13 protein-coding genes are annotated in these 14,668 nt (G+C 73.6%); 6 read left to right on the top strand and 7 right to left on the bottom strand.

The features are described 5' to 3' along the window. Window positions 1-24: 24 nt before the first annotated feature. The 3 genes from ACIQWR_RS10685 to ACIQWR_RS10695 form a co-directional block, all read right to left on the bottom strand. Window positions 25-1,296 carry a beta-ketoacyl-[acyl-carrier-protein] synthase family protein gene (locus tag ACIQWR_RS10685; RefSeq protein ID WP_404006624.1) on the bottom strand — a complete coding sequence of 424 codons (1,272 nt, stop codon included), beginning with the start codon at window positions 1,294-1,296 and terminating at the stop codon, window positions 25-27. Continuing rightward, window positions 1,293-1,760 carry a cupin domain-containing protein gene (locus ACIQWR_RS10690; RefSeq protein WP_404006625.1) on the bottom strand — a complete coding sequence of 156 codons (468 nt, stop codon included), beginning with the start codon at window positions 1,758-1,760 and terminating at the stop codon, window positions 1,293-1,295. Before ACIQWR_RS10690 ends, ACIQWR_RS10685 begins: the two co-directional genes overlap by 4 nt. A 156-nt stretch (window positions 1,761-1,916) precedes the next feature. Then, window positions 1,917-3,023: a SchA/CurD-like domain-containing protein gene (locus ACIQWR_RS10695; protein WP_404006626.1), complete on the bottom strand. Its 1,107-nt coding sequence runs from the start codon at window positions 3,021-3,023 to the stop codon at window positions 1,917-1,919. Between the two features lie 230 nt (window positions 3,024-3,253). Here ACIQWR_RS10695 and ACIQWR_RS10700 point away from each other — a divergent pair, with 230 nt between their 5' ends. After that, a complete protein-coding gene (locus ACIQWR_RS10700; RefSeq protein ID WP_404006628.1) occupies window positions 3,254-4,906 on the top strand; it encodes an FAD-dependent oxidoreductase in 1,653 nt (550 codons plus the stop codon). A gap of 52 nt (window positions 4,907-4,958) precedes the next feature. Here ACIQWR_RS10700 and ACIQWR_RS10705 read toward each other — a convergent pair whose 3' ends face one another. After that, window positions 4,959-5,189 carry an acyl-CoA carboxylase subunit epsilon gene (locus tag ACIQWR_RS10705; protein ID WP_404006630.1) on the bottom strand — a complete coding sequence of 77 codons (231 nt, stop codon included), beginning with the start codon at window positions 5,187-5,189 and terminating at the stop codon, window positions 4,959-4,961. Between the two features lie 163 nt (window positions 5,190-5,352). After that, window positions 5,353-6,150, bottom strand: coding sequence for a carbonic anhydrase (locus ACIQWR_RS10710; RefSeq protein WP_404006632.1), 798 nt, complete (start codon window positions 6,148-6,150; stop codon window positions 5,353-5,355). A 249-nt stretch (window positions 6,151-6,399) separates the two neighbouring features. Between ACIQWR_RS10710 and ACIQWR_RS10715 the strand changes: the two genes are divergently transcribed. The 3 genes from ACIQWR_RS10715 (at window position 6,400) to ACIQWR_RS10725 (ending at window position 11,330) form a co-directional block, all read left to right on the top strand. Further along, on the top strand, window positions 6,400-8,385 hold the full coding sequence (locus ACIQWR_RS10715; RefSeq protein ID WP_404006634.1) for a galactose oxidase-like domain-containing protein: 1,986 nt from the start codon (window positions 6,400-6,402) through the stop codon (window positions 8,383-8,385). 86 nt (window positions 8,386-8,471) lie between these two features. Further along, a complete protein-coding gene (locus tag ACIQWR_RS10720; RefSeq protein ID WP_404006636.1) occupies window positions 8,472-10,289 on the top strand; it encodes a glycoside hydrolase family 15 protein in 1,818 nt (605 codons plus the stop codon). Between the two features lie 120 nt (window positions 10,290-10,409). After that, the gene (locus ACIQWR_RS10725; protein ID WP_404006638.1) at window positions 10,410-11,330 is read left to right on the top strand and encodes a glycoside hydrolase family 19 protein; all 921 of its coding nucleotides are present in this window, start codon (window positions 10,410-10,412) and stop codon (window positions 11,328-11,330) included. A gap of 71 nt (window positions 11,331-11,401) precedes the next feature. Here the strand turns inward: ACIQWR_RS10725 and cynS are convergent, their stop codons facing one another. Both cynS and ACIQWR_RS10735 read right to left on the bottom strand, forming a co-directional pair. Then, window positions 11,402-11,872, bottom strand: a complete 471-nt coding sequence (gene cynS, locus ACIQWR_RS10730) for a cyanase (RefSeq protein ID WP_399257253.1) — start codon at window positions 11,870-11,872, stop codon at window positions 11,402-11,404. Between the two features lie 48 nt (window positions 11,873-11,920). Further along, window positions 11,921-12,541 carry a carbonic anhydrase gene (locus ACIQWR_RS10735; protein ID WP_404006640.1) on the bottom strand — a complete coding sequence of 207 codons (621 nt, stop codon included), beginning with the start codon at window positions 12,539-12,541 and terminating at the stop codon, window positions 11,921-11,923. Between the two features lie 146 nt (window positions 12,542-12,687). Between ACIQWR_RS10735 and cynR the strand changes: the two genes are divergently transcribed. Together cynR and ACIQWR_RS10745 are read left to right on the top strand one after the other, a co-directional pair. After that, window positions 12,688-13,614 (top strand): transcriptional regulator CynR, encoded by a 927-nt coding sequence (cynR, locus tag ACIQWR_RS10740; RefSeq protein WP_404006642.1) that lies wholly within the window; start codon window positions 12,688-12,690, stop codon window positions 13,612-13,614. A 111-nt stretch (window positions 13,615-13,725) separates the two neighbouring features. Further along, complete coding sequence (locus ACIQWR_RS10745) at window positions 13,726-14,571, top strand: methyltransferase domain-containing protein (RefSeq protein WP_404006644.1); 846 nt, start codon at window positions 13,726-13,728, stop codon at window positions 14,569-14,571. Window positions 14,572-14,668: the final 97 nt, after the last annotated feature.

A 14,668-nucleotide genomic window follows, 5' to 3' on the forward strand; every position in this document is an offset into this window, starting at 1 on the left:
TCCCCTGCTCATTCCCACGGGCGTTCACACGCGCACCTCCTTCGGCTGCGACATGACCACGGCGGACTGGAACCCACCGAATCCGCTGCCGACGGAGAGCACGCTGCGCAGCGGGTGTTCACGGGCGGTGCGCGGGACGTAGTCCAGGTCGCATTCGGGGTCGGGGGTCTCGTAGTTGGCGGTCGGGGGCACCACCTGGTTGCGGAGCGCCAGGACGCAGGCGGCGAGTTCGATGGCTCCGATGGCGCCGAGCGAGTGCCCGACCATGGATTTGATGGAGCTCATCGGGGTCTTGTAGGCGTGCTCGCCGAGGACCCGTTTGACCGCTGCCGTCTCGTGCCGGTCGTTCTGCTTGGTGCCGGAGCCGTGCGCGTTGACGTAGTCGATCCCGCTCGCGGCGATCTGCGCCTGGGCCAGGGCGGTTTCGATGGCGCGGGCCATTTCCAGGCCCTCCGTGGTGAGCCCCGTCATGTGGTGGGCGTTGCCGAAGGTGGCGTACCCGCCGATCTCGCAGTAGACGGTGGCGCCGCGGGCCCGGGCGTGTTCCAGCTCCTCCAGGACGAGGACGGCGCCGCCCTCGCCGAGCACGAATCCGTCGCGGTGCGCGTCGAAGGGCCGGGAGGCGTGGGCCGGGTCGTCGTTGTTCGGCGAGGTCGCCTTGATGGCGTCGAAGCAGGCGACCGTGATGGGGGACACGGGTGAGTCGGAGGCGCCGGCGATGCACACGTCCATCCGACCCTCCTGGATGGAGTGGACGGCGTACCCGATCGCGTCGAGTCCGGACGTGCAGCCGGTGGACACGGTCTGGACCGGGCCCCGCGCGCCCGTCTGCTCCGCCACCGCCGAGGCCAGGGTGGCGGGGGTGAACGCGCGGTGCAGGAAGGGCGAGGCGAGGCGCTGGTCCACGTCCCACCACTCGCCCTTCTGGCTCACGGCGACGTAGTCGTGCTCCAGGCGGGTGGTGCCGCCGACGGCGGTGCCCAGGGAGACCCCGGTGCGCCAGCTGTCGTCGGCGCTCAGGTCGAGGCCCGCGTCGGCCACCGCCTCCCGGGCGGCGACCAGGGCGAACTGGATGTACCGGTCCGCCCGGGCCGCCGTGTCCTCGTCCAGGCCGTGCGCGGCGGGGTCGAAGTCCACCTCCGCGGCGATCCGGGAGCGGAAACCGGCCGGGTCGAAGAGGGTGATGCCCCGGGTCGCCGTGCGACCGTGGGACAGCAGGTCCCAGAAGGCGGCCGTGCCGATGCCGCCGGGCGCGACGACGCCGACTCCGGTGACGGCCACCCGGCGGCGGGTCACGACACCACTCCCGTGCGGTCCGGCGGACGATCCCATTCGACTGCCGTCGTATGGGCCGACGCGTGCGCCGCCGCGTGCGGGGATTCCTCGGTGTCGACGTGGCCCAGCTCCGGCCGCGGGGCGAGCGGGCCGAGGTGGAAGACCATCCGGGCCTCGGTGTCGCCGACGTTGCGGAAGCGGTGGCGCACGTTGAGGGGGACGAGGAGCCCCTGGTCGGTGCGCAGCGGGTGGGCCTCGCCGTCGAGGTCGACCTCCAGGTGCCCGGCGACCACGTACACGAACTCCTCGGAGTACGGGTGGTAGTGCTCGGCGATGGATTCACCGGGGGCCATCACGGCCAGGCCCATGAAACCGCTGGTGCAGCCCACCGAGGTCGGTGTGAGCACGGCTCGCAGATCTCCTCCGCGCCGGGTGTTGGGCTGCGTCTGGCTGAGGTCGACGATGCGTGGGCGTTCTCTGGTCATGGCGGACTTCCTCCGGGCGGAGACGGAGCCTGCACGAGGCTGTCGTCGCTGGGGGCGGGTGGGGTGGAGCCGTGGAGCGGGTGAGGCGGGGGGAGCGGGGAGGTGGAGCCGGGGGTGGTGCGGGGTCGGCCTGGCGCGGGCGGCGCCCCGGCCGGATCAGGACCGCGCGGGTGCGTGCCGGTCCGTGATCAGCTTCATGGGGTGGGGCGTGGCCGGGAAGTGGCCGGCCGGGCCCGCGAGCAGCCGGGCGAGGACCGCCGCCTTGCGCGGCCCTTCGATGCCGACGGCCGCCGCGGGGCGGGCTTCGGGCGGTCCGCTCACGTCCAGGAGGCGGACCACGACGTCGTCGCGCTGGAAGATGCTGCTGCTGCGCACCGATCCGCCGGGGCGCCGGGCCGCGGCCTCGTCCTGTTGGGAGAGGAACCGGGCCAGGGCGGGCCCGCAGCCCGGCTTGGCGGGGTAGAGCACGGCGTGCCGGTGGACCTCGGCCGGGCCGGCCTCCCCGTCGCGGGCGGCGATGTGGTGGACCGCGGGGAGCCCGGCGCGCATGAAGAACATCCGGGCCGATTCGGGGTCGGCCAGGTCCCGGTCCTGTTCCAGGTAGGGGTTCAGGGCCTCTTCCACGGCACGGACCTCGGGCTGTTCGGACACGTGGCGCAGCGCCGCCATGAGGTCGCCCTGGACCTCGACCGTACGCACCACCCGGTTGCCGTGCATGAAGAGGGAGGTGCGGCACAGCCGCGTGTGGTCGTCGACGCGGGCGGCCGGGGAGGCGTAGGAGGAGAGGATCTCCGCCACGGCCGCCTCGCTGCCCGGCTTGACCGTGAAGGTGAGGCCGTGGCGGACGATGCCGGCGCCGAGCCGGGGCGCGGGCTGGAGCCGGGCCCGGACCTCGGGGGCCGCGGGGGCGTCGTAGCGCTTGCCGGTCTCGCGCAGGACCGTGAACTTCAGCGGTCGCATGGCGCGGGCGCAGGCGCCCAGGGGGCGGACCTGTTCGGCGTGCTCCTCGCTGTTGACCCAGGCGAGGTACTGCGGCGCGCTCTCCCACTCGCTGGTGATGAGCCATTGGGAGGGGTTCTCGAAGGACTGGCACAACTGGTCGCCGAGGTGGCCCGGGACGGACGCGATGTCGTGCCGGAGCTGCTCGTACGCCTCGAAGAACCGCTGTTGGGTGCCTTCGTGGAGGTCCATCAGCAGGACGACCCGGAGCATCGAGCCGTCGAAGGCGGACTGTGACACCCGTTCGGCCAGGGTGTGGGTCATCTACTCACTCCTTCGTGAGGGCGTGCGGGCCAACGCGCCAACGCGTTTCCGATGCGGGGGGGTCCGCTGTCCCTCATGGTCATCCGGACCGGGACGAATCGCCACAACTCACAATCAAGCGGGTGACAAGCGGCGAATCGCCCGGGCTCTGTGACCGATCGGGGGCATAAAGGAGTTCACTCCCCCGCACGATCCGCAGGATCCGCACAGAAATCAGGAGCCCCTTGCCGATGGAAGAGAACCCCGATGTCCGCGTACCGGTCCTCGTCGTGGGCGGCTCCCTCGTGGGCCTGTCCACCTCGCTGTTCCTGAGCCGCCACGGGATCAGGCACCTGCTCGTCGAGAAGCACGCCGGTACGTCCGAGCACCCGCGCGGACGCGGGATCAACGCCCGGACCATGGAGCTGTTCCGCACGGCCGGCGCGGAACCCGCCATCCGGCGGGCCGCGGCCGCCCTGGCGGGCAACAACGGCATCCTGCAGACGGAATCGCTCACCGGCGACCAGCACAACTGGCTGGTCAAGGAGGTCGACCCGGGCGGGGCGCTGGCCCGCTTCAGCCCCACCGGCTGGTGCCTGTGCAGCCAGAACAACATCGAGCCCGAACTCGCCGCGCAGAGCCGGGCGCAGGGCGCCGACGTGCGGTTCTCCACCGAGCTGATGAGCTTCGACCAGGACGAGAACGGCGTGGACGCCCTGGTGAAGGACCGGGAGACCGGCGAGCACATCCGGGTGCGCGCCGACTTCCTGATCGCGGCGGACGGCCCGCGCAGCCCCGTCCGGGAGGCCCTGCGGATCCCCCAGACGGGTGGCGGCGAGCTGTTCCACAACGTCAGCATCACCTTCCGGTCCGAGCGGCTGACCGAGGTGCTGGGCGACCTGCGCTTCATCGTCTGCTACCTGATCCGCCCGGGCGCCGACGGTGCGCTGCTGCCGGTGGACAACGACACGCTGTGGGTGTTCCACGCCCCGTGGCACCCGGACCAGGGCGAGACCCTGGAGGACTTCACCGACGAGCGGTGCGTGCGCCAGATCCGCGAGGCGATCGGCGTCCCGGACCTGGACGTCGCGATCGGCGGGAAGGCGCCCTGGCACGCGGCCGAACGGGTGGCGGTGCGGTACTCCTCCGGACGGGTGTTCCTGGCCGGGGACGCCGCCCACGAGATGTGCCCGACGGGCGCCTTCGGCTCCAACACCGGCATCCAGGACGCCCACAACCTGGCGTGGAAGATCGCGGCGGTGCTCGACGGTTCGGCCGGCATCGACCTGCTGGACACCTACGAGGCCGAACGGCTCCCGGTGGCCAGGGCCACCAGCGAGCGGGCGTCGGCGCGTTCGGCCGAGCACAGCCACCCGGGCTACGCGCCGCCCCCCACGATGGGCGGCGGCGGCCCCAGGAGCGGGGTGCTGCCCACGGCCATGGGGTACTGCTACCCGGTCGGCGCGGTCGTCGGCGGCGACCAGGACCGTCCGGTCATCCCCGAGGGTCTGCGCCTGAAGGGCGACGTCGGCACGCGGGCCCCGCACATGTGGGTGACCCGGGCCGGGCAGCGCCTCTCCACGCTGGACCTGTACGAGCGGTCCTTCGTGCTGCTGACCTCCCCGGGCACCCCGTGGGCGGCGGCCGCCGGGCAGGTGGCCCGGCGCAGCGGCGCGCGCCTGGACGCCTACACGGTCGGGTCCGCCGGGTCGGGGGCCGACCTGGTGCAGGCGGACGACGCCGACTGGACCGAGGTGCACGAGCTGCCCGCCGGGGGCGCCGTACTGGTCCGCCCCGACGGGTTCGTGGCCTGGCGCACGGACGGCGGCGCGGGGGCACCGGAGTCCGGCGCTCCGGAGGCGGTCCTGCTCGACGTGCTCTCGAAGGTGCTCCGCACCGGCTGAGGCGGGAGGGGTCCGTGGACCGGTCCACGGGAGCGGTCCACGGGCCTGCGGGTCAACCGCAGGCCCAGCACCCCGCCCAGCATCCGTGGGCACGCGGCGCCTGATGCCGGTGACGGGGTGCCCGGGCGGGCCGGGCGGGGCCCCGGGCTTCGCCGGCGGCGTGCGAGGCGCGGCCCACGAGGCAGGCCACCACGACCGCGATCGCGGCCAGCTCCTCGGGTTCGGCGGTGCCGCGGTGGACCCGCAGCAGGCTCGATATCGGCGCGTCCGACTGCATCGACATGGCCTCTCATCAGGAGAGTTCACCGTGTCGGGCCGAGTGGCCCTGACGCTCACGACGCTACGAGCACCCCATCGGCTTGTCGTGCCGGGCGGCCCCGTCCACACCCATCCGGGCGACACGCCCGACGCCGGGGGCGATCCGCCGCGGCGCCGGACGGCGCGGCTCAGGAGAGGGTGCGCACCCGCTGGTCGCGCAGCTCGTAGCGGGCCGCGACCACGGCCAGCCTCCCGGTGGCCACGCGCCGGGCCAGGTCGGGTTCCGCCGCCAACCGCTGCCGGGTGCGCCGGGCCTGCGCGTCGATGGTCGCGTCGACGCGGGCGGCGCCCTCCCGGGTGCGGTCGATGGCGGGTCGGATCTGGTCGGCCAGGTACTGGACGTGCGCGGGCAGCGGCTCACCGCTCTCGTCGGCGTGCACGGCGGCGCCGACGGCCCCGCACGACTGGTGCCCCAGCACCAGCACCAGCGGGACGTCCAGTTCGAGCACCCCGTAGGCGATGCTCCCGAGCACCGCCTCGTCCAGCACCTCGCCCGCCGAGCGCACGGTCAGCAGGTCGCCGAGGCCCTGGTCGAAGACCAGTTCCGGCGGGACCCGGGAGTCCACGCAGCCGAGGACCACGGCGAACGGATGCTGGCCCGCGACCAGCTGGAGCCGTACGGAGGGCGTCTCGTGCGGATGCTCCTGACGCTGCGCGGACCAGCGCCGGTTGCCGGCCGCCAGGCGACGCAGCGCCTCCTGCGGGGTGGCGGGGCGGGGCCCGGCCTCGGAGCGGTCCCCGGTCGCGGGGGCGGCGGTCGCGGGGAAGGCGGAGCCCAGGGCGAGGACGGATCCGGCGGCGGCCGTTCCGGCCACGGCGGTGCGCAGCAGGGCACGGCGGCTCGGCGGGGCGGGGGCGGGTATGACCGGGGCGGGTATCACCGGGGCGGGTGTGACCAGGGCGGACGTCCGTCTGTTCGAATGCATGGCGGGACGCTAAACCGTGGTCCGCCGTACCGGACCGGCTACCGGGCGGTATTGGCGCGATCGGCCCGGGACTCGGCGCGATCGAGACCGCCGTCCCAAGGGCTGGACGGCCCAACCCCCGTGCCGCGCGCGGCACGTCCAGCCGGACGCCCCTTTTCTCCTACTATGGGCGGCGACTCGGCCGAGGGTGCGGGAGATCACCCGGTGGCGTCCCCTCCCCTCCCCTCCCCTCTCGCGTCCAGGAGCCCCATGCCCCGCGCACACCGGTCCGCCGCACGCTCCTCCGCCTCGCCCGCCGCCTCGTCCGCCGCCTCGTCCACCACCGCCTCCACCACTGCGCGTTCCGCCGCCCGGTCGGCCCGCGCGGCCCGCGCGGGCCTCGTCGCCCTGTCCGCCGTCGCCGCCCTGGCCGCCACGGCGACGGCCCATGGCCCCGCCACGGCCGCTCCCCGGGGCGCCGCGACCCCGCCGGCCGTCGCCCACCGGCACGACGACGGCGCGGCGGACCCCGCCCGGTCCGGGCCGGTACCGGACCCCGGTGAGGCCGCCCTGCTCGGCGAGGACCACGCCCGGGAGCACGCCCGCCGGCGCCTCGCCGTCGGGAGCACCGGCGCCGCCGAGTACCCGCAGGCCAAGCGCACCGCGAGCCTGGAGGCGCTGCGCACCTCCCAGCGGACGGCCAACGCCTCCTTCGACGCCGCCGCGTCCGGCCGGTTCACCGACTACTTCCCCTCCCCCGACTTCGGGGTCCACGTCGCGCAGTTGCCGACGGGCAAGGTGCTCCTCTTCTCCTTCGAGCGCGTCGGCACCGACCCCACCAAGGAGACCGGCCCCACCGACCGGATCGGCCGGACGAACGCCGGTCGCGCCTACCTCTGGGACCCGGCCAAGGGCACCGGAGCCCGTGCCTTCAAGAAGGTCGAGCCGCCGACCGTCCTGATGCCCGACGGCACCTACGCGCCCCGGCCCGCCCCGTTCTTCTGCGCCGGGCACGCCTTCCTGCCCAACGGCATGGTCGCCGTGTTCGGCGGCAACGTGGGCGGCAAGGGCGGCACCGGCGCCAAGCTGTCCTTCGTCTTCGACCCGTGGACCGAGACCTGGTTCCGCAACCGCGACATGTCCGTGGGGCGCTGGTACCCCTCGGTGGTGACGGGCGCGGACGGCCGTCAGCTCGTCATGTCCGGTCAGTCGGAGCGCGGCACGGGCACGCCCACCCCCGTCGTGGAGCGCTTCCCCGCGCGCTCGCGTCCCGTGCCGTGGCGCACGTACGACATCCCCACCGGCCTGCCGGTGGAGCGGTTCCGGGCGGACGCGCCCTTCCGCAACGACTACCCGCACCTCTTCTCGCTGCGGGACGGCATGATCTACGGGCTCGGGCGCGACGCCGACCAGCAGTGGCTCTTCGACCCGGTGAAGGAGACCCGCGCCGACCTGGCCCGGCGGCCCGCCGACTTCCGCGGCTACGGCTCGGCCGTACCGCTGCCCGCCGGCTTCCGCGGCCCCGACTCGGTCCTCGTGCTCGGCGGCGACCCGCACGACCCGAACACCTACCGGCTCGCGGGCGGCGCGTGGACCACCGAGGAGCCGCGGGCCTTCGGCCGGACCCAGGACGACACGCTGATCCTGCCCGACGCCACCCTCCTCACCGTCAACGGAGCCCTGGACACCCGGGACTACGGCCACGGGCCCTTCAACCCGGAGGCGGACCTCAAGTACCGGCAGATCGAGACCCGCGGGGCGGACGGCCGCTGGCGGCTCGGGCCGGCCCAGCGACTCCCCCGCGGCTACCACTCCAACGCCCTGGTGCTGCCGGACGGCCGGGTCATGGTCACCGGCGACGAACTCCAGCAGATCGCCAACGACCCGGACGTCCGCGACGGCATGGACGGCAGCATCGAGCTCTACGAGCCCGCCTACCTGCACCGGGGCGCACGGCCCGCGCTCGACCGGGTGCCGGCCGGGAACCTCGGCTACGACACGGAGTTCCCGGTGGGCACCGGCACGCCCGGCGAGGTCCGGCGCGCGGTGCTCCTCGCCCCCACGACCGTCACCCACTCCGTGAACACCAGCCAGCGCCACCTCGAACTGCGCATCGGCGAGGTCCGGGGCGACACGATCCGCCTGCGCACGCCCCCCGGCGCCGCCGACGCCCCTCCCGGCCACTACATGCTCTTCCTGCTGAACGCCCGGGGCGTCCCGAGCACCGCCCGCTGGATCACCCTGGGCACCCGCTGACCGACGGACGTCCCGGCTGCGGGGTACCGAGATCTCACCCCCGGTCGGCCCGCTTAGCCCGTTGATCACGGGGGAACACGAATCGCGTGAACCAACGCATCGAGGACTACGCGCTGATCGGCGACCTGATGACCACGGCCCTGGTCGGCAGGGACGGATCCATCGACTGGCTGTGCCTGCCCCGCTTCGACTCGGGCGCCTGCTTCGCGGCGCTCCTGGGGGACGAGGAGAACGGCCACTGGCGGATCGCACCGGCCGTCGCACCGGCCGGGACCGGATGCACCCGCCGGGGCTACGTGGGCGACTCGCTCGTGCTCGAATCGATCTGGGAGACCGACGAGGGCACCGTCAAGGTCACCGACTTCATGCCGCAGCGCGATGTCGCCCCCGATGTCGTGCGCATCGTCGAGGGGCTCTCCGGCGCGGTGCCCATGGCGGCCACGATCCGGCTGCGCTTCGACTACGGCGCCGTCGTGCCCTGGGTGCGGCGCAGCGACGGCCACCGGGTCGCGGTGGCCGGACCCGACTCGACGTGGCTGCGCAGCGAGCCGCCCGTGGAGACCTGGGGCGAGGACAAGAGCACCCGCTCGGAGTTCACCGTCGAGGCCGGCGAACGGGTGGCCTTCGTGCTGACCTGGCACGCCTCGCACGAACCGCGCCCCGACCTCATCGACCCGTACGAGGCGCTGGAGCAGAGCCTGGAGGACTGGCGGGCCTGGTCCGAGCAGTGCCTGTACGACGGCCCCTACCGCGAGGCCGTCATGCGCTCGCTGATCACGCTCAAGGCCCTGACCTACGCGCCCACCGGCGGGATCGTCGCCGCGCCCACCACCTCCCTGCCGGAGGAGATCGGCGGCGTGCGCAACTGGGACTACCGCTACTGCTGGCTGCGCGACTCGACCCTCACCCTCGGGTCGCTGCTCCAGACCGGCTTCCTCGACGAGGCGCGGGCCTGGCGCGAGTGGCTGCTGCGGGCGGTCGCGGGCGATCCGGCCGACCTCCAGATCATGTACGGGATCGCGGGCGAGCGCCGGATCCCGGAGACGGACCTGCCGTGGCTGGCCGGGTACGAGTCGTCCGCGCCGGTGCGGGTCGGCAACGCGGCGGTCGACCAGCTCCAGCTCGACGTGTACGGGGAGGTCATCGACTCCCTCTACCTGGCCCGCACCGCGGGGCTGCCCGCGGAGCCGCACGCCTGGCAGATCAACGTGGCGCTGCTGCGCTTCGTGGCGGACAACTGGCACCGGCCCGACGAGGGCCTGTGGGAGGTGCGCGGTCCGCGCCGGCACTTCGTGCACTCCAAGGTGATGGCGTGGGTGGCCGCCGACCGGGCGGTGCGCACCCTGGAGGCGAACCCGGAGATCGATGGCAACATCGAGCGCTGGCGCACGATGCGCGACGAGGTCCACCGCGACGTGTGCGAGAAGGGCTTCGATCCGGTGCGGGGCACCTTCACCCAGTCCTACGGCTCCACCGAGCTGGATGCGGCGACCCTGCTGATCCCGCGGGTCGGGTTCCTGCCGCCGGACGATCCGCGGGTCATCGGCACGGTGGACGCGGTCCGTCGCGAGCTGGGCCACGGCGGGCTCGTGCGGCGCTACTCGACGGAGGGACCGACCGTGGACGGGCTGCCGGGGGCCGAGGGGACCTTCCTGGCCTGCTCGTTCTGGCTGGCCGACGCCCTGCTGATGACGGGGCGGGAGAAGGAGGCGCGCGAACTCTTCGAGCGGCTGCTGGAACTGCGCAACGACGTGGGGCTGCTGGCCGAGGAGTACGACCCGGTGGGCGGGCGCCAACTCGGCAACTTCCCGCAGGCGTTCAGTCACATCGGGCTGGTGGGCACGGCCCTCGCCCTCGGTGGCAGCTGGCCGGTGACGGCCGGTGTGCCGGTGGCGGGCGGGTAGTCGGCGCGGCGGGCGCACATATGCCGAAGCTGGTCTAGACCTTGACAGGTCCAGACCAGCTTCGCTTGAGTGGCGGTAGTTGCCCCCCACGGCAATTCCCCCCACCCAAGGAGCAGTTCCGTGATCCGTGCGCTACGCCGCCGCGCCCTCGCCCTCGCTTCCGCCGCGGCCGTGACCGCCGCCCTCGCCATCGCCCTGCCCGCCACCCCCGCCCCCGCCGCCGCGGCCGCCGCGTGCGCGGGTCCGTGGGCCTCCTCCGCCGTGTACACGAACGGGATGGCCACCTCGTACGGCGGCCACAACTGGCAGGCCAAGTGGTGGACGCAGGGCGAGACCCCCGGAACCACCGGCCAGTGGGGCGTCTGGTCCGACCAGGGCGCCTGTGGCGGCGGTCAGGACCCGGACCCCGATCCCGACCCGTCCGGATTCGTGGTCTCCGCGGCCCAGTTCAACCAGATGTTCCCGAACCGGAACCCGTTCTACACGTACAACGGCCTGGTCGCCGCACTGTCGGCCTACCCGGGCTTCACGCACACCGGTGACGCCACCACCCAGCGTCGCGAGGCCGCCGCCTTCCTGGCCAACGTCGCCCACGAGACGGGCGGGCTGGTGTACATCGTCGAGCAGAACACGGCCAACTACCCGCACTACTGCGACGCGTCCCAGCCCTACGGCTGTCCGGCCGGACAGGCCGCCTACTACGGCCGCGGTCCCATCCAGCTGAGCTGGAACTTCAACTACAAGGCGGCCGGCGACGCCCTGGGCATCAACCTGCTCGCGAACCCGTACCTGGTCGAGCAGGACCCGGCGGTGGCCATGAAGACCGCCCTTTGGTACTGGAACACCCAGAACGGCCCGGGCACGATGACCGCCCACACCGCCATGGTCAACGGCGCGGGCTTCGGCGAGACGATCCGGTCCATCAACGGCTCGCTGGAGTGCAACGGGGGCAACCCGGCGCAGGTCCAGAGCCGCGTGGACAAGTACCGCTCCTTCACGCAGATCCTGGGCGTCACCCCGGGCGACCGACTGACCTGCTGACCTGCTGACCTGCTGACCTGCTGACGCGCACGGGCCGTACCCGCCGATGGGCGGGTGCGGCCCGATGTGGACTAGAAGGGCTTGGTGGGGAGGTACTTGCCGTCGAGGGTGATGACGGCGCGCTCGCCGCCGTCCGGGTCGGCGACCTTCTTGACGTCGAGCCGGAAGTTGATCGCACTGATGATGCCGTCACCGAACTGCTCGTGCACCAGCGCCTTGAGGGTGGTTCCGTACACCTGGAGCATCTCGTGGAACCGGTAGATGGTCGGGTCGGTCGGGATGCCGCCCGGGATCGAACCGCGGGTCGGGACGGTCTGGAGCAGGCGCACGGCGTCGGCGTCCAGGTCGAGCAGCCCCGCGACGGCGACGGCCGCGTCGGCCGGCAGCGGGTGCTGGCCGAGCAGAGCGGCGGTGACGAAGGCGACCGAGAGGCCGGTCACGTCGGCGATCTCCTGCCAGGACAGGTCCTTGCGGGTCTTGGCGTCGACGGCCGTGATCGCGAGGGCCTGCCGGGCGGAGGGGTCGAACTGGGCGTGCAGCATGGGGGCTTCTTCCTTCGGTAGGGGTGGGGGTCGGGGCAGGGGGAGAGGTCAGGCCGCGGGGGCGAAGTCCTCGACGGTTCCGGTGGGGATGTCGTAGACCCAGCCGTGCAGCGCGAGGGTGCCCGCCGCCAGGGCGCGGGCCACCGACGGGTGGGTGGCCAGGTTGGCCAGTTGGGCGCTGACGTTGTCCCGGATCAGGGCGCCGACCCGGTCCGCGGCCGCATCCGTGCCGGCACCGCCGGCACCACGGGCGCTACGGGCGCTACGGGCGCTACGGGCCAACGACGCGTCGGCATGGCGCAGCCAGCGTGCGACGGCGGGCAGATCGGTCAGGTCGTGGCCCTCGGCGAGCGCCGTCATGGCGCCGCAGGCGGAGTGTCCGCAGACCACGACGGAGCTCACGCCCAGGGCGGTGACGGCGTACTCGATGCTGGCCCCGACGCCCTCGTCCCCGGGGGCGTAGGCGGGCACCAGGTTCCCGGCGGTCCGGATGACGAACAGCTCCCCCGGCTCCTGCTGGGTGATCAGCTCGGGCACGACGCGGGCGTCGGAGCATCCGATGAACAGCGTGTGCGGCCGGTGGGTGGTCGCCAGGCGTGCGAAGAGCCCGGCCTTCGTGGGGAAGACGTCCTGCTGGAAGTGCGCGACACCCGCTGCGAGATCGTGCATGGCCACTCCTTTCGGTGTGTGTCGGCCTCCGTCGGTGGTGACGGGCTGACGAGTTCCACCATGCATGACCTGGACCTATAGTGTCCAAGTCGTATTGGGCATGATCGATATTGGTTGTATCTATACCTCGGTCTATCCTGGGCTCCATGGCCCCGGAACTGCGTCACCTCCGCTATCTGCTCGCCGTCGCCGAGCAGGGCAGCTTCACCCGCGCCGCCGAAGAGCTGCGGGTCTCCCAGCCGACGCTGTCGCAGCAGATCAGACAGCTGGAGCGGACCGTGGGCGTCCAGCTCCTGGACCGCAGCGGGCGCAGCGTGCGGGCCACCGACGCCGGGGCGGCCTACCTGCACTACGCCCGGCGCGCCCTGCGGGACCTGGCCGCGGCCGAGCGGGCCGTGCTCGACGTGGCGGACCTCTCCCGGGGCACCCTGCGGCTCGCGATGACCCCGACCTTCACCGCGTACCTGCTGGGCCCGTTGGCGGCGCGACTGCACCGGCAGCACCCCGGGATCGACCTCGACGTCAAGGAGATGACGCAGGCCCAGCTGGAGTCCGGGCTGCTCGCCGACGAGCTCGACCTCGCGATCGCCTTCGTCGGGCCGCACCTCGCGGGCATCGGGGCCACGGAGCTCTTCACCGAGAGCCTCGGCCTCGTCGTGGGCGACTCCCACCCGCTCGCCGGGCGCACCGCGCCGCTGCCGGCCGCCGATCTCGCGCGGTGCGATCTCGCCCTGCTGAGCGGTGAGTTCGCGACGCGCTCGCACATCGACGGCTACTTCGCCGCGCAGCACGTCGCGCCCCGGATCGCGGTGGAGGCGAACTCGCTGAGCGCCCTCACCGAGATCGTCCGGCGCACCCCCCTGGCCACCGTGCTGCCCGACGCCCTGGCCCGCGACCGGCCCGGCCTGCACCCCGTGGACCTCGCCCCCGCCCTGCCCGTGCGCACCGTAGTGCTGCTGCGTCGGGAGAGCGCGTACGAGAGCGCGGCGGCCCGCGCCTTCACCGCGCTCGCCCTCGCATGGAGCGGAATCCCGGCCGCCGGAAATTCCGGTGCGGCCGCGCGGCGGACGTGATGGGGTCATGACGGCCCCGCGCCGGCGCTCCGAACGCTCCATGCGTCCGAGCGTCCGTGCGTGATACGTCGCACCGCGTACGGGCCCCACACCCCAGGATCCGAGGACCACGTGCCCGACACCCCGCCCGACCGCATCGCCGAACTCACCGCCGCGATGGCCGCCGCCGACCGGGACCGCGCGGTCCAGGAGGTGCAGACCCGGCACCGGGCGGAGCTGGTGCGGCACTGGGACATCGCGCCCGGCGCGCGGGTGCTGGAGATCGGGTGCGGGCAGGGCGACATGACCGCCGTGCTCGCGGACGCCGTGGGGCCGCACGGCCACGTGCTCGCCGTCGACGTCGCCGAGCCCTCCTACGGCGCGCCGGTGACCGTCGGCGACTCCGCCGCCCGGCTCGCGGCCGGGCCGCTCGGCCCGCGCATCGACTTCCGCTTCGGTTTCGACGTGCTGGACGAGGAGGCGACGGCGGGCATCGCGGACGGCTCCTTCGACCACGTGGTGCTGGCGCACTGCTCCTGGTACTTCGGCTCGACCGGGCAGCTGGCCGACACCCTGGCCCGGGTGCGCTCGTGGGCCCGTGGGCTCTGCTTCGCCGAATGGGACCTCACCCCGCGCTCGGCCGACCGGATCCCGCACCTGCTCGCCGTATTGGCCCAGGGCCAGGCGGCCGCGTACGGGCACGGCGAGGGGGCCAATGTGCAGACGCCGATGTCCCGCGACGCGCTGCGCGCCCTGCTCGGCCCCGCGGGTTGGCGGACCGTGGCGGAGCAGCGCGTGGAGACCACCGGCCTCCAGGACGCGGACTGGGAGATCGCCATCTGTCGGGACATGTACGCCGCCCTCGCCCCGGACTCGGCGGTCGCCCGCGCCCTGCGGCCCACCCTGGACACCCTCGACGCGCTCGCCCGGCCCCGGGCCAACCCGCCCCTCGACGCGTACGCCCTGACCGCGCGCTGACGGCCGCCGGGAGCGGCCCGGGCCGCTCTCCTCGCGACCGGATCCGGCCAAGGAAGAGAGCGCCGGGGGCGAGGGCGGCCGGAGGCGGGCGGCGGGC

It is taken from the genome of Streptomyces sp. NPDC098789 (assembly GCF_044759975.1).
In the GTDB taxonomy this organism is placed as follows: domain Bacteria; phylum Actinomycetota; class Actinomycetes; order Streptomycetales; family Streptomycetaceae; genus Streptomyces.